The sequence below is a fragment of the Streptomyces rishiriensis genome (genome assembly GCF_003112535.1).
Taxonomy (GTDB): Bacteria; Actinomycetota; Actinomycetes; order Streptomycetales; family Streptomycetaceae; genus Streptomyces; species Streptomyces rishiriensis.
This window is the reverse complement of record NZ_BEWA01000012.1, coordinates 203,591-219,240: the sequence shown is the minus strand read 5'-3', so window position 1 is coordinate 219,240 and position 15,650 is coordinate 203,591. Positions and strand designations below refer to the sequence as shown.

At 71.8% G+C, this 15,650-nt stretch carries 14 protein-coding genes and 2 tRNA genes; 8 read left to right on the top strand and 8 right to left on the bottom strand.

Annotated elements, in window-relative coordinates:
* The first annotated feature begins 43 nt into the window (after nt 1–43).
* Nucleotides 44–1,135: a YlbL family protein gene (locus tag Sri02f_RS20300; RefSeq protein ID WP_109002736.1), complete on the top strand. Its 1,092-nt coding sequence runs from the start codon at nt 44–46 to the stop codon at nt 1,133–1,135.
* Nucleotides 1,136–1,168: 33 nt separating this feature from the next.
* Here Sri02f_RS20300 and Sri02f_RS20295 read toward each other — a convergent pair whose 3' ends face one another.
* Entirely contained in the window at nt 1,169–1,711 is a 543-nt protein-coding gene (locus Sri02f_RS20295; RefSeq protein ID WP_245970704.1) for a PPA1309 family protein, read from the bottom strand.
* Nucleotides 1,712–1,875: 164 nt separating this feature from the next.
* On the opposite strand from Sri02f_RS20295, the gene Sri02f_RS20290 reads away from it, so the two are divergent.
* The 4 genes from Sri02f_RS20290 to Sri02f_RS20275 all read left to right on the top strand — a co-directional run bounded on the left by Sri02f_RS20290 (nt 1,876) and on the right by Sri02f_RS20275 (nt 7,473).
* Nucleotides 1,876–4,857: a UPF0182 family membrane protein gene (locus Sri02f_RS20290; protein ID WP_245970735.1), complete on the top strand. Its 2,982-nt coding sequence runs from the start codon at nt 1,876–1,878 to the stop codon at nt 4,855–4,857.
* Nucleotides 4,858–4,936: 79 nt separating this feature from the next.
* Nucleotides 4,937–5,010, top strand: a tRNA-Met gene (locus tag Sri02f_RS20285).
* Between the two features lie 205 nt (nt 5,011–5,215).
* On the top strand, nt 5,216–7,105 hold the full coding sequence (locus Sri02f_RS20280) for a tetratricopeptide repeat protein (protein ID WP_109002733.1): 1,890 nt from the start codon (nt 5,216–5,218) through the stop codon (nt 7,103–7,105).
* A gap of 294 nt (nt 7,106–7,399) precedes the next feature.
* Nucleotides 7,400–7,473 (top strand) — tRNA-Met (locus Sri02f_RS20275).
* Between the two features lie 114 nt (nt 7,474–7,587).
* Here Sri02f_RS20275 and Sri02f_RS20270 read toward each other — a convergent pair.
* The 3 genes from Sri02f_RS20270 to hisN form a co-directional block, all read right to left on the bottom strand.
* The gene (locus Sri02f_RS20270) at nt 7,588–8,004 is read right to left on the bottom strand and encodes a Fur family transcriptional regulator (protein WP_109002732.1); all 417 of its coding nucleotides are present in this window, start codon (nt 8,002–8,004) and stop codon (nt 7,588–7,590) included.
* Between the two features lie 48 nt (nt 8,005–8,052).
* Nucleotides 8,053–8,490: a CBS domain-containing protein gene (locus Sri02f_RS20265; protein ID WP_109002731.1), complete on the bottom strand. Its 438-nt coding sequence runs from the start codon at nt 8,488–8,490 to the stop codon at nt 8,053–8,055.
* A gap of 162 nt (nt 8,491–8,652) precedes the next feature.
* On the bottom strand, nt 8,653–9,453 hold the full coding sequence (gene hisN, locus Sri02f_RS20260; RefSeq protein ID WP_109002730.1) for a histidinol-phosphatase: 801 nt from the start codon (nt 9,451–9,453) through the stop codon (nt 8,653–8,655).
* 180 nt (nt 9,454–9,633) lie between these two features.
* Here hisN and Sri02f_RS20255 point away from each other — a divergent pair, with 180 nt between their 5' ends.
* Complete coding sequence (locus Sri02f_RS20255; RefSeq protein ID WP_109002729.1) at nt 9,634–10,278, top strand: TetR/AcrR family transcriptional regulator; 645 nt, start codon at nt 9,634–9,636, stop codon at nt 10,276–10,278.
* Here Sri02f_RS20255 and Sri02f_RS20250 read toward each other — a convergent pair.
* The 4 genes from Sri02f_RS20250 to Sri02f_RS20235 form a co-directional block, all read right to left on the bottom strand.
* Nucleotides 10,275–10,598, bottom strand: a complete 324-nt coding sequence (locus tag Sri02f_RS20250; RefSeq protein WP_109002728.1) for a DMT family transporter — start codon at nt 10,596–10,598, stop codon at nt 10,275–10,277. The two genes, Sri02f_RS20255 and Sri02f_RS20250, sit on opposite strands and share 4 nt — an antisense overlap.
* Nucleotides 10,599–10,706: 108 nt before the next feature.
* Nucleotides 10,707–11,717 (bottom strand): ribosome small subunit-dependent GTPase A, encoded by a 1,011-nt coding sequence (gene rsgA, locus Sri02f_RS20245; RefSeq protein ID WP_109002727.1) that lies wholly within the window; start codon nt 11,715–11,717, stop codon nt 10,707–10,709.
* A gap of 11 nt (nt 11,718–11,728) precedes the next feature.
* Entirely contained in the window at nt 11,729–13,069 is a 1,341-nt protein-coding gene (gene aroA / locus Sri02f_RS20240; RefSeq protein WP_109002726.1) for a 3-phosphoshikimate 1-carboxyvinyltransferase, read from the bottom strand.
* A 128-nt stretch (nt 13,070–13,197) separates the two neighbouring features.
* On the bottom strand, nt 13,198–13,920 hold the full coding sequence (locus tag Sri02f_RS20235) for a M50 family metallopeptidase (RefSeq protein ID WP_109002725.1): 723 nt from the start codon (nt 13,918–13,920) through the stop codon (nt 13,198–13,200).
* Nucleotides 13,921–13,970: 50 nt separating this feature from the next.
* Here Sri02f_RS20235 and Sri02f_RS20230 point away from each other — a divergent pair, with 50 nt between their 5' ends.
* Nucleotides 13,971–14,786, top strand: coding sequence for an SOS response-associated peptidase (locus Sri02f_RS20230; protein WP_109002724.1), 816 nt, complete (start codon nt 13,971–13,973; stop codon nt 14,784–14,786).
* 154 nt (nt 14,787–14,940) lie between these two features.
* Nucleotides 14,941–15,570 carry an alpha/beta hydrolase family protein gene (locus Sri02f_RS20225; protein WP_109003181.1) on the top strand — a complete coding sequence of 210 codons (630 nt, stop codon included), beginning with the start codon at nt 14,941–14,943 and terminating at the stop codon, nt 15,568–15,570.
* Nucleotides 15,571–15,650: the final 80 nt, after the last annotated feature.

Genomic DNA, 15,650 nt, shown 5'->3' with positions numbered 1-15,650 from the left:
GCCCTGACGGTGCGCTGACAGACGCGTCCCGTAATGTCGAGGCATGCCACGCCGCACCGCGACGATGCTCGCCTCCACCCTGATGCTGATCGCGCTTTTGTGCGCGGGAGTGCTCATCCCCGTGCCGTACGCGGAGATGTCCCCGGGGCCGACGGTGAACACGCTCGGCGACCACGACGGCGAGCCCGTGCTGCAGATCGCCGGGCGCAGGACCTACGCGACCAGCGGCAACCTGAACATGACCACCGTGCGGGTCACCAGCGCCGACTACCGGATGAACCTCGTCGAGGCCGTCTACGGATGGCTCGCGCACGACACCAAGGTGGTCCCGCACGACACGCTGTACCCGGACGGCAAGACCGAGGAGCAGTCCACCCAGGAGAACGCCGAGGAGTTCAGCCAGTCCCAGGAGAGCGCCAAGGTGGCGGCCCTGAAGGAACTGAAGGTCCCCGTGACGTCCTGGGTGATCGTGTCGACCGTGGTGAAGGGCTCCCCGGCCGAGGGCAGGCTGCACGCCGGCGACGTGATCAAGGCCGTCGACGGCGCGGCGGTGAAGCAGCCGGGCGACGTCGCGAAGCTGGTGACCAAGCACAAGCCGGCCGAGAAGGTCGTCTTCACCATCGTCCCGGCCAAGGAGCAGGCGGCCGCCGAGAAGGCGCACAAAGCGGCGACCGGGACCCAGGACGTCACCGTCACCACCGCGACCTCCGACGACAGCGGCCAGAAGCGTGCCATCGTCGGGATCTCGGCCGGGACCGACCACACGTTCCCGTTCACCGTCGACATCAAGCTCGCCGACGTCGGCGGCCCCAGCGCCGGTCTGATGTTCGCCCTCGGCATCTACGACAAGCTCACCCCGGGCAGCCTCACCGGCGGCAAGTTCGTCGCCGGCACCGGGACCATCGACGACGACGGCAAGGTCGGGCCGATCGGCGGCATCGAGTTGAAGACGGTCGGCGCGCGCAGCCAGGGCGCCCAGTACTTCCTGACGCCCGCCGAGAACTGCGCGGCCGCCGCCAAGGACACCCCCTCGGGGCTCAAGCTCGTCAAGGTGAACACCATCGACGACGCCCTGGGCGCCCTCAAGGACATCCGCAGCGGCGACACCGCCGACCTGCCCAAGTGCACGAAGTAGCCGCGGGGCCACCCCGCTGAGGCCCGCGAGAGGCTACTCGGCGAACGTCGCCGACAGCGCCTCCGCGAGCCCCGGCACCAGGCCCGCGCCGGTGAGGACCTCCGTGGGGGCGTCCTTCTCCCGCAGCCGCAGGGCGGAGTCGCGGGTGCCGTCGCGCAGGACGCCGACCGTCATCCGCACCTCCTGGCGGTCGGGGTGCTCCGACACCCACTTCGCGAGCTTCGCGTCGCTCAGGCCCTGGGGGACCTGTGCCTCGGCGGACGGCGGCAGCATCAGACGCTCCACGGTGAGGGCGCAGCCGACCACCGCGTCGGGCCAGGCGATCGTGGCGAGGAACTCGTCGAGCGGCTTGTCCGTCGGCACCTCGTCCTGCTCGATGGGGGTGAGGCCGGTGATCTCGGGCTCGTCCTGAAGGCCGAGCTGGGCGGCGAGCGACGGCTCCTGGGCGCGCAGCCGAGCGGTGTCTACGAGGGCGAAAAGGCGGGCGGGCTGGTCCCAGCCGAGGCCGGAGGCGTACTCGTCGATCTCGAGCACGGCCCGGGTGAGCGGGCTCGCCGCCATGGGAGTGTTGGACATGGTCACAATCCTCTCTCGTTCCTGGCCGGAATCGGGAACCGAGTAAACGGTGAGTAAGTTGCATAGGTGTGGGCCCGCGATCACGGGGGGCCACCAACGGTCCACGAACACGCGGGCCTGACGGATCTACTGCGACTTTCGAGGTGCGCACCTTGGCTTTCCAGATGCCGGACCGCGGCGGAGGCCCCACGGGGCCGCGGATCAGAGTGGGCCGCCCGTCCCGGCGTGTCCGGACGCTGCTCACGACACTGGGCGTCCTGGCCGTCCTGGGCATGGCGTTCACCATGTTCGCCGGGTTCTGGACGGACTGGCTCTGGTACCGCTCGGTGCATTACTCGTCGGTCTTCACCACCACGCTGTGGACCAAGATCGGGCTGTTCTTCGTCTTCGGTCTGCTGATGGCCCTCGCGGTCGGCGTCAACATCTGGCTTGCGCACCGGCTGCGGCCGCCGCTGAGCGCGATGTCCATGGAGCAGCAGAGCCTCGACCGCTACCGCATGGGCATCGCGCCGTACAAGACCTGGCTGCTGCTCGGCATCACCGCCCTGGTCGGCCTGATCGCCGGCGCGTCCGCAGCGGGCCAGTGGCGGACGTGGCTGATGTGGGTCAACGGGGTGTCGTTCGGTCAGAAGGACCCCCAGTTCCACCTCGACGTGTCCTTCTTCGCCTTCGACCTGCCCTGGTACCGGTTCCTGCTCGGCTTCGGCTTCGCCGCCACGATCCTCTCCCTGATCGCCGCCGCGCTCACCCACTACCTGTACGGCGGGCTGCGGGTCACCAGTCCGGGCGCGCGCGCCACCGCCGCGGCGACCGGCCACCTGTCGGTGCTGCTGGGCATCTTCGTCGCCCTGAAGGCGGTCGCCTACTGGCTCGACCGCTACGGCCTGGCCGTGAAGTCCAGCGACTTCAAGGCCACGGACAACTGGACGGGCCTGCGCTACGTCGACGCCAACGCCTATCTCCCGGCGAAGACGATCCTGTTCTGCATCGCCGTCATCTGCGCCCTGCTCTTCTTCGCCACCCTCTGGCGGCGTACCTGGCAGCTGCCGGTGATCGGCTTCGGCCTGATGGTGCTCTCGGCGATCCTCATCGGCGGGCTGTACCCGGCGATCGTCCAGAAGTTCCAGGTCCAGCCCAACGAGCAGGCCAAGGAAGCCCCGTACGTCGAGAAGAACCTCAAGGCGACGCGCGAGGCGTACGGCATCGACGGCGCGCAGGTCACCGAGTACTCGGGCACCAGCACGACCAAGGACAAGACGACGCTGCGCGACGACGTCGACTCCACCGCGAGCATCCGCGTCCTGGACCCGAACATCGTCTCCCCGACGTACCAGCAGCTCCAGCAGATGCGGAAGTACTACGCGTTCCCGACCAACCTGGACGTGGACCGCTACAACGTGAAGGGGACCGACGAGGACACCGTCATCGGTCTGCGCGAGCTGAACCTCGCGGGCGTCGACAAGCAGAACTGGATCAACAGCCACTTCCGCTACACGCACGGCTACGGCGTCGTCGCCGCCAAGGGCACCACGGCCGACGCCGAGGGGCGCCCGGTCTTCACCGAGTCCAACCTGCCCTCCGAGGGCGAGCTCGGCACCTACGAGCAGCGGGTCTACTACGGGGAGAAGACGACCACGTACTCGATCGTGGGCGGTCCCCAGAAGGAGATCGACTACTCCGACAACCAGGGTGAGAAGACCACCAGCTACACCGGCAAGAGCGGGGTCAACCTCTCCAACCCGATCAACCGTGCCGCGTACGCGGTGGCGTTCGGCGAGCCGCAGATCCTGTACTCCGGCGCCATCGGCGACGGTTCGCGGATCCTGTACAACCGCACGCCCAAGGAGCGCGTCGAGGCGGTCGCCCCGTGGCTGACCATCGACGGCGACGCCTACCCGGCCGTGGTCAACCACAAGATCCAGTGGATCGTCGACGCGTACACGACGACGAACGGCTACCCGTACGCCTCCCGTACGACCCTCGGCGACACCACGGCCGACTCGCTGACCGCGACCAACGACAACCGCGCGGTGGTGGCCCAGCAGAACCAGGTCAACTACATCCGCAACTCGGTGAAGGCGACGGTCGACGCGTACACGGGCGAGGTCAAGCTCTACCAGTGGGACACCAAGGATCCGGTCCTGAAGACCTGGATGAAGGCGTTCCCCGGCACGGTGAAGTCCAAGTCGTCCATCTCGACCGACCTGATGGCGCATCTGCGGTACCCGCAGGACCTGTTCAAGGTCCAGCGCGAACTGCTCAGCCGCTACCACGTGAAGGACGCGACGACGTTCCTCAGCGGCAGCGAGGTCTGGCAGGTGCCGGACGACCCGTCCAACAAGTCGGGCGACGCGGTGCCGCCGTACTACCTGAGCATGAGGATGCCCGACCAGAAGGCGCAGGCGTTCTCGCTGACGACGACGTTCACGCCCAACGGCCGTGACAACCTGAGCGCGTTCATGGCGGTCGACTCCGAGGCGGGCACCCCCGACTACGGCAAGATCAGAGTCCTGAAGCTGCCGACGAGCACGACCGTCGACGGGCCCAAACAGGTGCAGAGCCAGTTCAACTCCGAACAGGACATCGCCGAGTCCATCAGACTTCTGAAGGGCGGCGACTCCGACATCGAGTACGGCAACCTGTTGACGGTTCCGCTCGACGGCGGCCTGCTCTATGTGGAACCCGTCTATGTGCGCGGCGGCGGGCTCAAGTACCCGCTGCTGAAGAAGGTGTTGGTGACCTACGGAGGCAACACCGCCTTCGAGGACACCCTGGACGAGGCCCTCAACAAGGTCTTCGGCGCGGAGGGCACGACCCCGCCGCCGACGGACGAGGGCGGGGGCACGACCCCGCCGCCCCCGACGTCGTCCAACCCGACGGTCCGCCAGGCGCTGGCCGACGCCCAGAAGGCCTTCGCGGCCGGCCAGGAGGCGCTGAAGAAGCCCGACTGGGACGCGTACGCCAAGGCGCAGAAGGATCTGGAGGCCGCGCTGAAACGGGCCGAGGACGCGCAGGCCCAGGCGGACAAGGGCGCCAAGACGAGCGCCAGTCCGAGTCCGACGGGCTCGGCGAGTCCCCGGGCCGGCAGCGGCTCGGGCGCGGGCGGCGGCAAGGCGACCAGCAGTCCGAGTCCCGGTCCGAGCTAGCGGCTGGTCAAGCCCGCTGCCGATCAAGTCCGCCGCTGGTCAAGCCCGCTCCGCGTCGTGGTACGGTTGTGGAACACGACGCGGGGTGGAGCAGCTCGGTAGCTCGCTGGGCTCATAACCCAGAGGTCGCAGGTTCAAATCCTGTCCCCGCTACTGAAGACGAAGGCCCGGATCCGGAAACGGATCCGGGCCTTCGTGGTGTGCGAACGCATGTGCCGGGGGATCGATCGCCGCGCCGCGGTGGGGAGTTGAGTGATCTGTGTTTGACTTGTCTCTCTGTGGGCATGTCGACAAAACGCTGAAGTGACCTTACGGGCCGCGGTATACCAGGTGTACCCGGGTTGCGGGTGGTGCGACGATGGACGTTATGGGGGACAAGGCAACTCTGTTCGAGACAGGGCGATTTGTGCAGCCTTCCGGTGAGGAAGCGACCCCGGACGAGAGCCGGGACGAGGCGGCGGACGCCGTCGAGACGGGGGAGGCCGTCGAGGAGATGCGCCTGCGACTCGCGGCGGAAGCCGGCGACGTCGAGGCCGTGAGCGTCCTCGGGGCCATGCTGCTGCGCCGCGGCGACCTCGACGGAGCCGAACCCCATCTTCGCGCCGCGACCGCCGAGGGCGACCGTGCCGCAGCCAACAACCTGGGCGTCCTCCTCCACCAGCGCGGCTATCCCGACGAGGCCGCCGGCTGGTGGCGGGTCGCCGCCGTCGCCGGATCCGCAGCCGCCGCGCACGCGCTGGGCCGCCACTGCCGGGAGTGCGGGGACGAGCCGGCCGCCGAGTACTGGCTCCGCCAGTCCGCCGAGCAGGGGCACGCGCTGGGCGCCTACGCGCTCGCCGACCTGCTGGAGCACCGCGGAGACGCCGGGGCCGAGCGGTGGCTGCGGGCCGCCGCCGAGCGCGGACACCGGGAAGCGGCGTACCGACTGGCCCGCGCCCTCGACCTGAAGGACCACGAGCAGGGCGGCGAGCCGGGGGAGCGCAGGAATCCCCCCGCGGGCGGCGCGTCGGACGGACGCGGACAGGACAACGGTGTCGCCGTGCGGTCGGAGGCCGAACAGTGGTATCGCCAGGCCGCCGCGCGCGGGCACCGCCGGGCCGCGCTCCACCTCGGGACGATCCTGGAGAAGCGGGGCGAACTCAAGGAGGCCGGGCGCTGGTACCTGACGTCCGCCAAGGACGGCGAGGCGCGCGCCGCCTGCGCCCTCGGGTTCCTGCTGCGCGACGCCGGCGACACCGAGAACGCCGCCATCTGGTGGCTGCGGGCCGCGCAGGAGGGCGACGGCAACGCCGCGAACGCGCTGGGCGCGCTGCACGCCGAGCGGGGCCAGACCCAGACCGCCGAGCGCTGGTACCGGGCCGCGATGGACGCCGGCGACGACAACGGCGCCTACAACCTCGCCCTGCTCTGCGCCGAGCAGGGCCGCACCGCGCAGGCCGAGCAGTGGTACCGCCGCGCCGCCTACGCCGGGCACCGGGAGGCGGCCAACGCGCTGGCCGTCCTGCTCCTCCAGGGCGGCGACACGGCCGGGGCCGAGCCCTGGTTCTCCAAGGCGGCGGAGGCGGGCAGCGTCGACGCCGCGTTCAACCTCGGCATCCTGTTCGCCGGGCGGGGCGAGGAGGCGGTCGCCCTGCGCTGGTACGAGCGGGCGGCGGCGGCCGGGCACACCGAGGCGGCGCTCCAGGTCGGCATCGCGCGGCTGCGGGACGGCGACGAACAGGAGGCCGAGCGGCATCTGCGCTGCGCCGCCGGCGGGGGCAGCGCGGAGGCGGCGTACCGGCTGGCGGCCGTGCTCGACGCGCGACGGCCGCCGCAGCCCGCGCACGAGCTCGGCGAGATCGTGCACGAGAAGACCGAGTGCGAGGAGTGGTACGAGCGGGCGGCGACGCAGGGGCACCGGCGCGCCCAGGTGCGGGTCGGGATGCTGGCCGCCGCGCGGGGCGACGTGGTGGAGGCGGCGCGGTGGTACCGGACGGCCGCGGAGGCCGGGTCGCGCAACGGCGCCTTCAACCTCGGGCTGCTTCTCGCGCGGGAGGGCAGCGAGCCCGAGGCGGCGGTGTGGTGGACGCGGGCGGCCGACGCCGGGCACGGGCGGGCGGCGTTGCGGCTGGCCCTGGTCTACGCGCGTCGCGGGGAGCTGGCGGAGGGGCAGCGGTGGGCGGATCTGGCGGTGTCGCTCGGGCCGGCGGAGGTGGCAGAGCGGGCGGCTCGGCTGCGGGACGCTCTGCGGGAGGAACTGTCCGCGTGACGGTGCCCTCGGCTGGGGCGGGGTCTTGTCGCCCTGGGCCTGGACCTTGGCCTGGCCTCGGCGGGCGTTCCGTTCGGTGTTCACTGTTCACCCCGGGTGGGGTGGGCCGGCTGGAGTCCCGTGCAGCGGTTCTCGCCCCCGCCGCCCCTTCCCGTCTCCGGGGGCGGCCGCCCCCAGACCCCCGCTGTCGGCCCTGGACGGGCCTCGTCCTCGAACGCCGGACGGGCTGGTAGCGGCTGGCGGGGTATTGATTTGCCTTCGGGCCTGGCCTTCACGTAACGTTGCGTTCATCGCCGCGGGGTGGAGCAGCTCGGTAGCTCGCTGGGCTCATAACCCAGAGGTCGCAGGTTCAAATCCTGTCCCCGCTACTGATGGCCGAGGGCCGGAATCCGAAAGGGTTCCGGCCCTCGGTCGTATGTCGTGGCGTTTCGTGGTGCCCGCGATCCCGCCGTGATGCCCGCGATGCCGACGGGACCGGTGTTCTACGCCGTCGCGCAGTCGGGGCAGAGGCCGCGGTACGTGACCTCGACGTCGGAGACCGTGAAGCCGAAGCGCTCCGAGTCCGGGAGGTCGGCCAGCGGGTTGCCGCTCGGGTGGACGTCCTTGATGGCGCCGCACCGGGCGCACACCAGGTGGTGGTGCGGGTGATGCGCGTTCGGGTCGTACCGCTTGGCGCGCCGGTCGGTGGCGACCTCGAGCACCTCGCCGAGGGAGACCAGTTCGCCGAGCGTGTTGTAGACGGTCGCCCGGGAGATCTCCGGCAGCCGGACGACGGCCCTGGCGTGCACCTCGTCGGCCGTCAGGTGGACGTGTTCGCCGTCGAGCACCTCGGCCACGACGCGCCGCTGCGCGGTCATCCGCCATCCGCGGCCACGCAGTCGGTCCAGAAGGTCACTCATGGCTTCAGCCTAACAGTCGGCGTGACCAGGTCCCGAACGGGTGTGACTTTAGATCAGGGCTTGGCTTGGACTGATTCCACTGTAGGACGGGGTACGGCTTTGGTCGAGAGGGCGGGCCGGCGCCCAGCAGCGGATGATGTCCCGCACCGAGACGATGCCGGCCGGCCCCTGGTGGTCGAGGACGATCAGATGGCGGAAGCCGCCGTGGGTCATCGCCCGGGCCGCCTCCTCCAGGGTCCAGGTCGGGGCGGCGAAGACGACGTCGTCCGTGGTGTGGGCGTGGGTGCGTTCCGCGTCCGGGTCCTGGCCGAGGCCCAGGGAGTTGAGGATGTCCCGCTCGGTGAGGATGCCGATGCCGCCGGCGTCCGGGTCCAGGACGACGGCCGCGCCGACGCGACGGGCGGACATCAGGGCGGCGGCCTGACGGAGGGTGTGTGCGGGGCCGATGGTGAGGATCACCGTGCTCATGGCGTCACGGACGAGCATGGCTGGAGCCACCTCCTAAGGAATCCACGGCACGCGTGCAGGGATTCACAAGTTCACAAGTGGGGGTGCTGTCAGCGTGACAGGTAAAGCCGGGGTCAACAAGAGGGCGCGCGCGTCCAATTGAGGGCGCGCGCGCTCATCTGTGGCGCATGGAGGCGTTCTTCAGTAACGCTGGTTGAGGTGGTCCAGCAGCTCGTCGTGGAGGAGGCCGTTGGAGGCGGCCGCGTTGCCGCTGTGCGGGCCGGGACGCCCGTCGAGGCCCGTGAACGTGCCGCCGGCCTCCGTCACCACGATCGCCGTGGCCGCCATGTCCCAGAGGGAGAGCTCGGGTTCGGCGCACATGTCGATCGCGCCCTCGGCGACCATCATGTACGGCCAGAAGTCGCCGTACGCGCGCGTGCGCCACACCGCGCGGGTGAGGTCCAGGAAGCCGTTCAGACGTCCCCGCTCCTCCCAGCCGCCGAGCGAGGAGTACGCGAAGGAGGCGTCCGACAGCTTCGAGACCTGGGAGACGCGCAGCCGGGTCGCGGCGGACAGGCTGCGGCCGCTGTAGGCGCCGTGTCCCTTCGCGGCCCACCAGCGGCGGCCCAGCGCGGGCGCCGAGACGACGCCCACGACGGGCTGGAAGCCGGTCTCCCCCGCCTCCATGAGTGAGATGAGGGTGGCCCACACGGGGACGCCCCGCACGTAGTTCTTCGTGCCGTCGATCGGGTCGATCACCCAGCGCCGGGGGCCGGTGCCCTCGACGCCGTACTCCTCGCCCAGGATCGCGTCCCGGGGCCGGGCCCGCTGCAGCTGGCCGCGGATGAGTTCCTCGGCGGCCTTGTCCGCCTCGCTCACCGGGGTCATGTCCGGTTTCGTCTCGACCTTGAGGTCGAGGGCCTTGAAACGGGCCATGGTCCCGGCGTCGGCGGCGTCCGCGAGGACGTGCGCGAGTCGGAGGTCGTCGAGGTAGTCCGGCATGGGACGAACCGTATCCGGCGGAGGCGAGCGCGGGCCACAGGGGACCGGGAGGTGGACGGCCCGCGGGGGGGGGGGGCGCGCGCGGGCCCGCGACCGCCCCGGTCCGGCCGCGAACCCTTGACACTGCATCCTCGCGCGTCAAACCTGGGGCGCAGAGCCGCTCGCTCCCGGGAGGCGACGATGCCTGCAGCGCGGGAATCCCTACTGGACGCCGCCTTCGCGGCGCTTGCGCTACGGCCGTGGGCCGCGGTGCGGATGGTGGACGTGGCCCTGGCGGCCGGGGTGTCCCGGCAGACGCTGTACAACGAGTTCGGCAGCAAGGAAGGCCTGGCGAGAGCGCTGGTCCGGCGGGAGGCCGACGCTTACCTCACCGGGGTCGACCGGGCGCTGGCCGCGCACGGCGACGCCCGGGACAGGCTCACCGCCGTCGCCGGGTGGACCGTCTCGGCCGCCCGCGACAACGTGCTCGTGCGGGCCGTCCTCACCGGCTTCTGGAGCGAACGCCTGCCCGCGCCGACGCTTGCGGCGGTCCCGTCCTCCTCCGCCGTGCCGGCGCAGCGGCGGGCGGACGGGCCGCTGCCCTCGCCCGGCGATCTGGTGGACGCCGTCCGCGACCGGGCGGTGGCCGTGTTCTCCGGGCCCGGCGCGGTCCGGGCCGATGCCGGTGAACTGTCCCGCTGCTGCGAACTCGCCATGCGCCTCGCCCTGTCCTGCGTGGCCGCGCCGCCGCCGGGCGAGGACGGGGTCGCCGACCTGGTGCGCGGGGCCCTGCACCGGCACCTCAGGGGTCAGGGGCAGACGCCGTCCGCCGGGGCCGGGTCCTAGTGGGCCGAGCCCGACAGCTGCAGCCCGATCACCCCTGTGATCACCAGGCTGATCGAGACGATCTTCAGGGTGGACACCAGGTCGCCGAGGAAGACCATGCCGTAGATCGCGGTGCCGGCCGCGCCGATGCCCGTCCACACCGCGTAGGCGGGACCGACGTCGAGCTTCTTCAGGGAGAGGGTCAGCAGGCCGAAGCTGCCCAGGGCGAAGGAGCAGAAGGCGATCGTCGGCCAGAGCCTGGTGAAACCGTGCGACAGCTTCAGGCAGACGGCGAAGCCGGTTTCGAGCACTCCGGCCACGACGACCAGCAGCCACGCCATGTGCTGTCCCTCCGTTTGACCGGCCCGGTCAGGCTCGGTGCGATTATGCACTTGCCGGACTCGGGGCGACGCAAACAACGCGGTGGTCAGTAGGCCGTTCGACGGCGGTCAGTCGCCTTCCGTGCGCTCCCGCGTGGACAGCAGCCGGCGCAGGGAGTAGAGCCGTGCCGGGTCGGCGTGCCCCTCGGCCACCCACGCGTCCAGCGCGCAGTCCGGCTCGTCGTGACTGCACGCGCGCGGGCAGCCCTCGGTCCCCGGCACCAGGTCGGGGAAGGCGAGGATCACCCGGGACGGGTCGACGTGGTGCAGACCGAAGGAGCGGATGCCCGGGGTGTCGATCACCCAGTCGTCCGTGCCGGCCAGCGGCAGGGCCAGCGCCGAGGTCGTGGTGTGGCGGCCGCGGCCGGTCACCGCGTTGACGTGGCCGGTCACCCGCCGCCGCTCCAGCGGGACCAGCGCGTTGACCAGCGTCGTCTTGCCGACGCCGGAGTGGCCGACGAACGCTGTGGTCCGCCCGGCGAGCAGCTCGCGCACCCGCTCCGCCGCGTCGCCGTTCTCCAGCTCCTCACGGCTGGTGACCACATAGGGGATGTCGAGGTCGCCGTACAGCTCCAGCAGCTTGTCCGGCGACGCGAGGTCCGACTTCGTCATGACCAGGAGCGGGGTCAGGCCGCCGTCGAACGCCGCGACGAGGCAGCGGTCGATCAGCCGGGGGCGGGGCTCCGGGTCGGCCAGGGCGGTGACGACGGCGAGCTGGTCGGCGTTGGCCACGACGACGCGCTCGTAGGGGTCGTCGTCGTCCGCGGTGCGGCGCAGCACCGAGGTGCGCTCGGCGATGCGCACGATGCGGGCGAGGGTGTCCTTCTTGCCGGACAGGTCGCCGACCAGGGCGACCCGGTCGCCCACCACCGCGGCCTTGCGGCCCAGCTCGCGGGCCTTCATCGCCAGGACGATCCGGTCGTCGACCAGACAGGTCAGCCGGCCCCGGTCGACGGTGAGGACCATGCCGTCGGCGGCGTCCTCGTGCTTGGGGCGGGTGTGCGTACGAGGCCGGTTGCCCTTGCGGTTGGGGCGGCTGCGGATGTCGTCCTCGTCGGTGTGCTTGCCGTAACGGCGCATGGCGAAAGTCCCTATACCCCGAGCATCCCGGTCCACAGTTCCGGGAAGTCCGGCAAGGTCTTCGCCGTCGTCGCGACGTTCTCGATCTGCACCCCCGGCACGGCCAGGCCGATGATCGCGCCGGCCGTCGCCATGCGGTGGTCGTCGTAGGTGTGGAAGACGCCGCCGTGCAGCCGGCGCGGACGGATGTGCAGACCGTCGGCCGACTCCGTCACGTCGCCGCCGAGCTCGTTGATCTCCTTGGTCAGCGCGGCCAGCCGGTCCGTCTCGTGCAGCCGCAGATGGGACACGCCCCGCAGGGTGGACGGGGAGTCCGCGAGGGCGGCGACCGCGGCGATGCCCGGGGTCAGCTCGCCGACGTCGCCCAGGTCGACATCGATGCCGTGGATCGAGCCCGAGCCGGTGAAGACCAGTCCGTAGTCGGCCAGTTCGCAGGAACCGCCCATCTCGGTGAAGATCTCGCGCAGCCGGTCACCCGGCTGGGTGGTGCGGGCCGGCCAGTCCGGGATCAGCACCCGGCCGCCCGTCACCAGCGCCGCGGCCAGGAACGGCTGGGCGTTGGACAGGTCCGGCTCGATCGTCAGGTCCCGGCCCAGCAGGGCGCCCGGAGTGACCCGCCAGACGTTCGGCTCGCCGCCCGACTCCGGGCTGTCCACCTGGGCGCCCACCGCGCGCAGCATGTCCACCGTCATCCGGATGTGCGGCATCGACGGCAGCGAGGAACCGGTGTGCCGGACCTCCACGCCCTGGTTGAAGCGCGGCGCGGAGAGCAGCAGGGCCGACACGAACTGCGACGACGACGAGGCGTCGATCTCCACCGTGCCGCCGTCCAGCCCGCCCGAGCCGTGCACGGTCAGCGGCAGCGCGCCGCGGTCGTCGTCGTCGATGCGCGCGCCGAGGACGCGCAGCGCGTCGATGACGCCGTTCAGCGGACGCTCGTACGCGCGCGGGTCGCCGTCGAAGCGGACCGGTCCGTCGGCGAGGGCGGCGACCGGCGGAAGGAAGCGCATCACCGTGCCGGCGTTGCCGACGTCGACGGTGGCGGGGCCGCGCAGCCCCGCGGGCAGGATGCGCCAGGCCTCGCCGGCGCGGTCCTGGCCGGCCGCCACGGAGGAGCTGGACGAGACCGTCTCCTCGATGCCGACGCCCATCTCGCGCAGGGCGGCCGCCATCAGCAGGGTGTCGCGGGAGCGGAGCGGGCGGCGCAGCCAGCCGGGCTCGGAGGCGAGCGAGGCCAGGACGAGGGCACGGTTGGTGACGGACTTGGAACCCGGCACGTGGACCGTCGCGTCGACGGCCTCGCTCGCGTGCGGGGCGGGCCAGAGGGCGGTGTGGACGGGGTTCACGGGCATGCGCCCACTTTAGTCCGCGGCCGGGATCCGGGTGCGTCGCCGTCCGGCCCGCCCGCGCCCGCGACCGGCCCCCGGACCGCCGGCCGGGCGGCCCCGCCCCGCGCCCACGGGGCCCCGCTCCGGGCCGGTCACAGCCCGAGCAGCCACCTGCCCCCGCCGAGCAGCGCGCACAGGCTCACCGCATGGAACAGGAACAGCCACAGGCCGGCCGGCACATGGGTCAGACGGGACAGCTGGTCCGCGTCCGAGTCGCCAGCGCCGCCGCGCGAGCGCTTCGCCTGCAGTTCGAAGGCCGGCCGCACGCCGCCCAGCAGCAGGAACCACACCACCGCGTACGCGAAGGCCGCCTGCACCTGGGGGCCGGCCAGCCAGGACACGAGCAGGAACGCGCCACCGGTGAGGACGACGGTCAGGGCGCCGTACGCGTTGCGGATCATCACCAGCATCACCAGCAGCAGCGCCGTCGCCGCCCAGAGCAGCAGGGTGATGCGGCCGGCGCCCAGGAGGGCCGCGCCGCCCAGGCCGAGCAGCGGGGGAGCGGTGTAGCCGGCGGCCGCGGTGAGGATCATGCCGAGGCCGTGCGGCTTGCCACGGCTGACGGTCAGGCCGCTGGTGTCGGAGTGCAGCCGTATCCCGGTCAGCTGACGCCCGGTCAACAGCGCGACCAGGCCGTGGCCGCCCTCGTGGGCGATGGTGATGGCGTTGCGGGAGAGCCGCCACAGGTTGTGCGGCACGACGACCGCGAGGGCCGCGACGGCGGTGGCGATCACCACCCACAGGTCGGGGTCGCTCTGGGTGCCGACGAGCCGGTCCCACAGGTCGGGCAGCGCGAGGGCGGCGGTGCTCTCCATAGTGTCGGGTGGCTCCCGTTCTCTCCGAGGAATCTGGCAGTGTGGCACGTATGTGCGGACGGTATGCAGCGAGTCGCAGGCCCGAGGATCTCGCAGGAACCTTTGAGATCGAGACGTGGGAGCCCGAGGAGTCCCTGGAGCCCGATTACAACGTGGCCCCGACCAAAGAGGTCTTCGCCGTCCTGGACCGCCCCTTGAAGGACGCCGACGACAAGCGCCCGGTTCGCCAGCTGCGCAGGCTGAAGTGGGGACTGGTCCCGTCCTGGTCGAAGACGCCCGAGGGCGGCGCGCGGATGATCAACGCCCGCGCCGAGACCGTGCACGAGAAGCCCTCCTACCGCCGGGCGTTCGCCGCCCGGCGCTGCATCCTGCCCGCCGACGGCTACTACGAGTGGGTCACCGGCGTCCAGGAGCGGGACCTGGAGGTGGAGGGAAGGAAGAAGCGGCCCCGCAAGCAGCCCTACTTCGTGCTCCCGGCCGACGGCTCGGTCTTCGCGATGGCGGGCCTGTACGAGTTCTGGCGGGACCGGACCCTGCCCGACGACCACCCGCAGGCGTGGTGGGCGACCTGCTCGGTGATCACCACCGAGGCCGAGACGTCCCCGCTCGCCGTGGCCCCCGCCGACGGGCCGCACGCCCTCGCCGACATCCACCCCCGGATGCCGCTGATGCTCACCCCGGACCGATGGGACGCCTGGCTCGACCCGGCGCGCACGGACGCCGACGACCTGCGCTCCCTGCTCGCTCCGCCGCCGGCCGGGCTGATGCGCGCCTACCCGGTGTCCACGGCCGTCAGCAATGTCCGCAACAACGGGCCGGAGCTGCTGAAGGAGCTGGAGGGGCCCGAGGAGGGCACACTCTTCTGATGTGACGAACGAGACGGGCGGGACCGGACAGGCCGGCGGGACCGGACAGGCCGGACAGGCCGGTGAGAACGATGTGACCGGGGTGACCCGCGGGAGCCGTGAGACCCGCGAGGCCGGTGGTACCCGGGTGAGCCGGGAGACCCAGGTCGCCCAAGTGACCCGCGAGACGGTCGAGACCGAGGCGGGCGCCGCACGCATCACCTGGCACCGCGCCGGGACGCCGCGGCTCGTCCTCGCGGTGAGCCACGGCGCCGGGGGCGGTGTCGAGGCCCGGGACCTCCAGGCACTCGCCGCAGTGCTGCCCGGGCACGGCGTCGAAGTCGCGCTCGTCGAGCAGCCCTGGCGGGTGGCCGGCAAGAAGGTCGCGCCCGCGCCGAAGACCCTCGACGCCGGCTGGCGCGGGATCTGGCCGGCCGTCGTCGCGTCCGGACTGCCGGTGATCGCGGGAGGACGGTCGGCCGGCGCACGGGTGGCCTGCCGCACCGCTGCCGAGCTCGGCGCCCACGCCGTGCTGGCCCTCAGCTTCCCCCTGCATCCGCCGGGCAGGCCGGAGCGGTCCCGCGCGGGCGAGCTGCTCGGGGCGGGACGGCCGACCCTCGTCGTCCAGGGCGGCAACGACCCGTTCGGCAGGCCCGACGAGTTTCCCGAGGACGGGTACGAACTCGTGGAAGTCCCCTACGGCGATCACGGGTTCGCCGTGCCCAAGCGGGCTCCCGTCACCCAGGCGCAGGCGCTGGAGGCCGTCACCGCCGCGGTCGTGCGGTGGGCCGGGTCACTCATGTGAACGGGTGGGAATGCGCCAGGGACGGATGCTGTTGAGCCGGACAGAAGTGCTGAGAGACAGGCACCGACGTCAGTGGGAGA

Bases quoted from the DNA above. Each gene is read 5' to 3' on its own strand.
- Sri02f_RS20300 (WP_109002736.1), top strand. From the start codon at position 44: ATGCCACGCCGCACCGCGACGATGCTCGCCTCCACCCTGATGCTGATC.
- Sri02f_RS20295 (WP_245970704.1), bottom strand. From the start codon at position 1,711: ATGTCCAACACTCCCATGGCGGCGAGCCCGCTCACCCGGGCCGTGCTC.
- Sri02f_RS20290 (WP_245970735.1), top strand. From the start codon at position 1,876: ATGCCGGACCGCGGCGGAGGCCCCACGGGGCCGCGGATCAGAGTGGGC.
- Sri02f_RS20280 (WP_109002733.1), top strand. From the start codon at position 5,216: ATGGACGTTATGGGGGACAAGGCAACTCTGTTCGAGACAGGGCGATTT.
- Sri02f_RS20270 (WP_109002732.1), bottom strand. From the start codon at position 8,004: ATGAGTGACCTTCTGGACCGACTGCGTGGCCGCGGATGGCGGATGACC.
- Sri02f_RS20265 (WP_109002731.1), bottom strand. From the start codon at position 8,490: ATGCTCGTCCGTGACGCCATGAGCACGGTGATCCTCACCATCGGCCCC.
- hisN (WP_109002730.1), bottom strand. From the start codon at position 9,453: ATGCCGGACTACCTCGACGACCTCCGACTCGCGCACGTCCTCGCGGAC.
- Sri02f_RS20255 (WP_109002729.1), top strand. From the start codon at position 9,634: ATGCCTGCAGCGCGGGAATCCCTACTGGACGCCGCCTTCGCGGCGCTT.
- Sri02f_RS20250 (WP_109002728.1), bottom strand. From the start codon at position 10,598: ATGGCGTGGCTGCTGGTCGTCGTGGCCGGAGTGCTCGAAACCGGCTTC.
- rsgA (WP_109002727.1), bottom strand. From the start codon at position 11,717: ATGCGCCGTTACGGCAAGCACACCGACGAGGACGACATCCGCAGCCGC.
- aroA (WP_109002726.1), bottom strand. From the start codon at position 13,069: ATGCCCGTGAACCCCGTCCACACCGCCCTCTGGCCCGCCCCGCACGCG.
- Sri02f_RS20235 (WP_109002725.1), bottom strand. From the start codon at position 13,920: ATGGAGAGCACCGCCGCCCTCGCGCTGCCCGACCTGTGGGACCGGCTC.
- Sri02f_RS20230 (WP_109002724.1), top strand. From the start codon at position 13,971: ATGTGCGGACGGTATGCAGCGAGTCGCAGGCCCGAGGATCTCGCAGGA.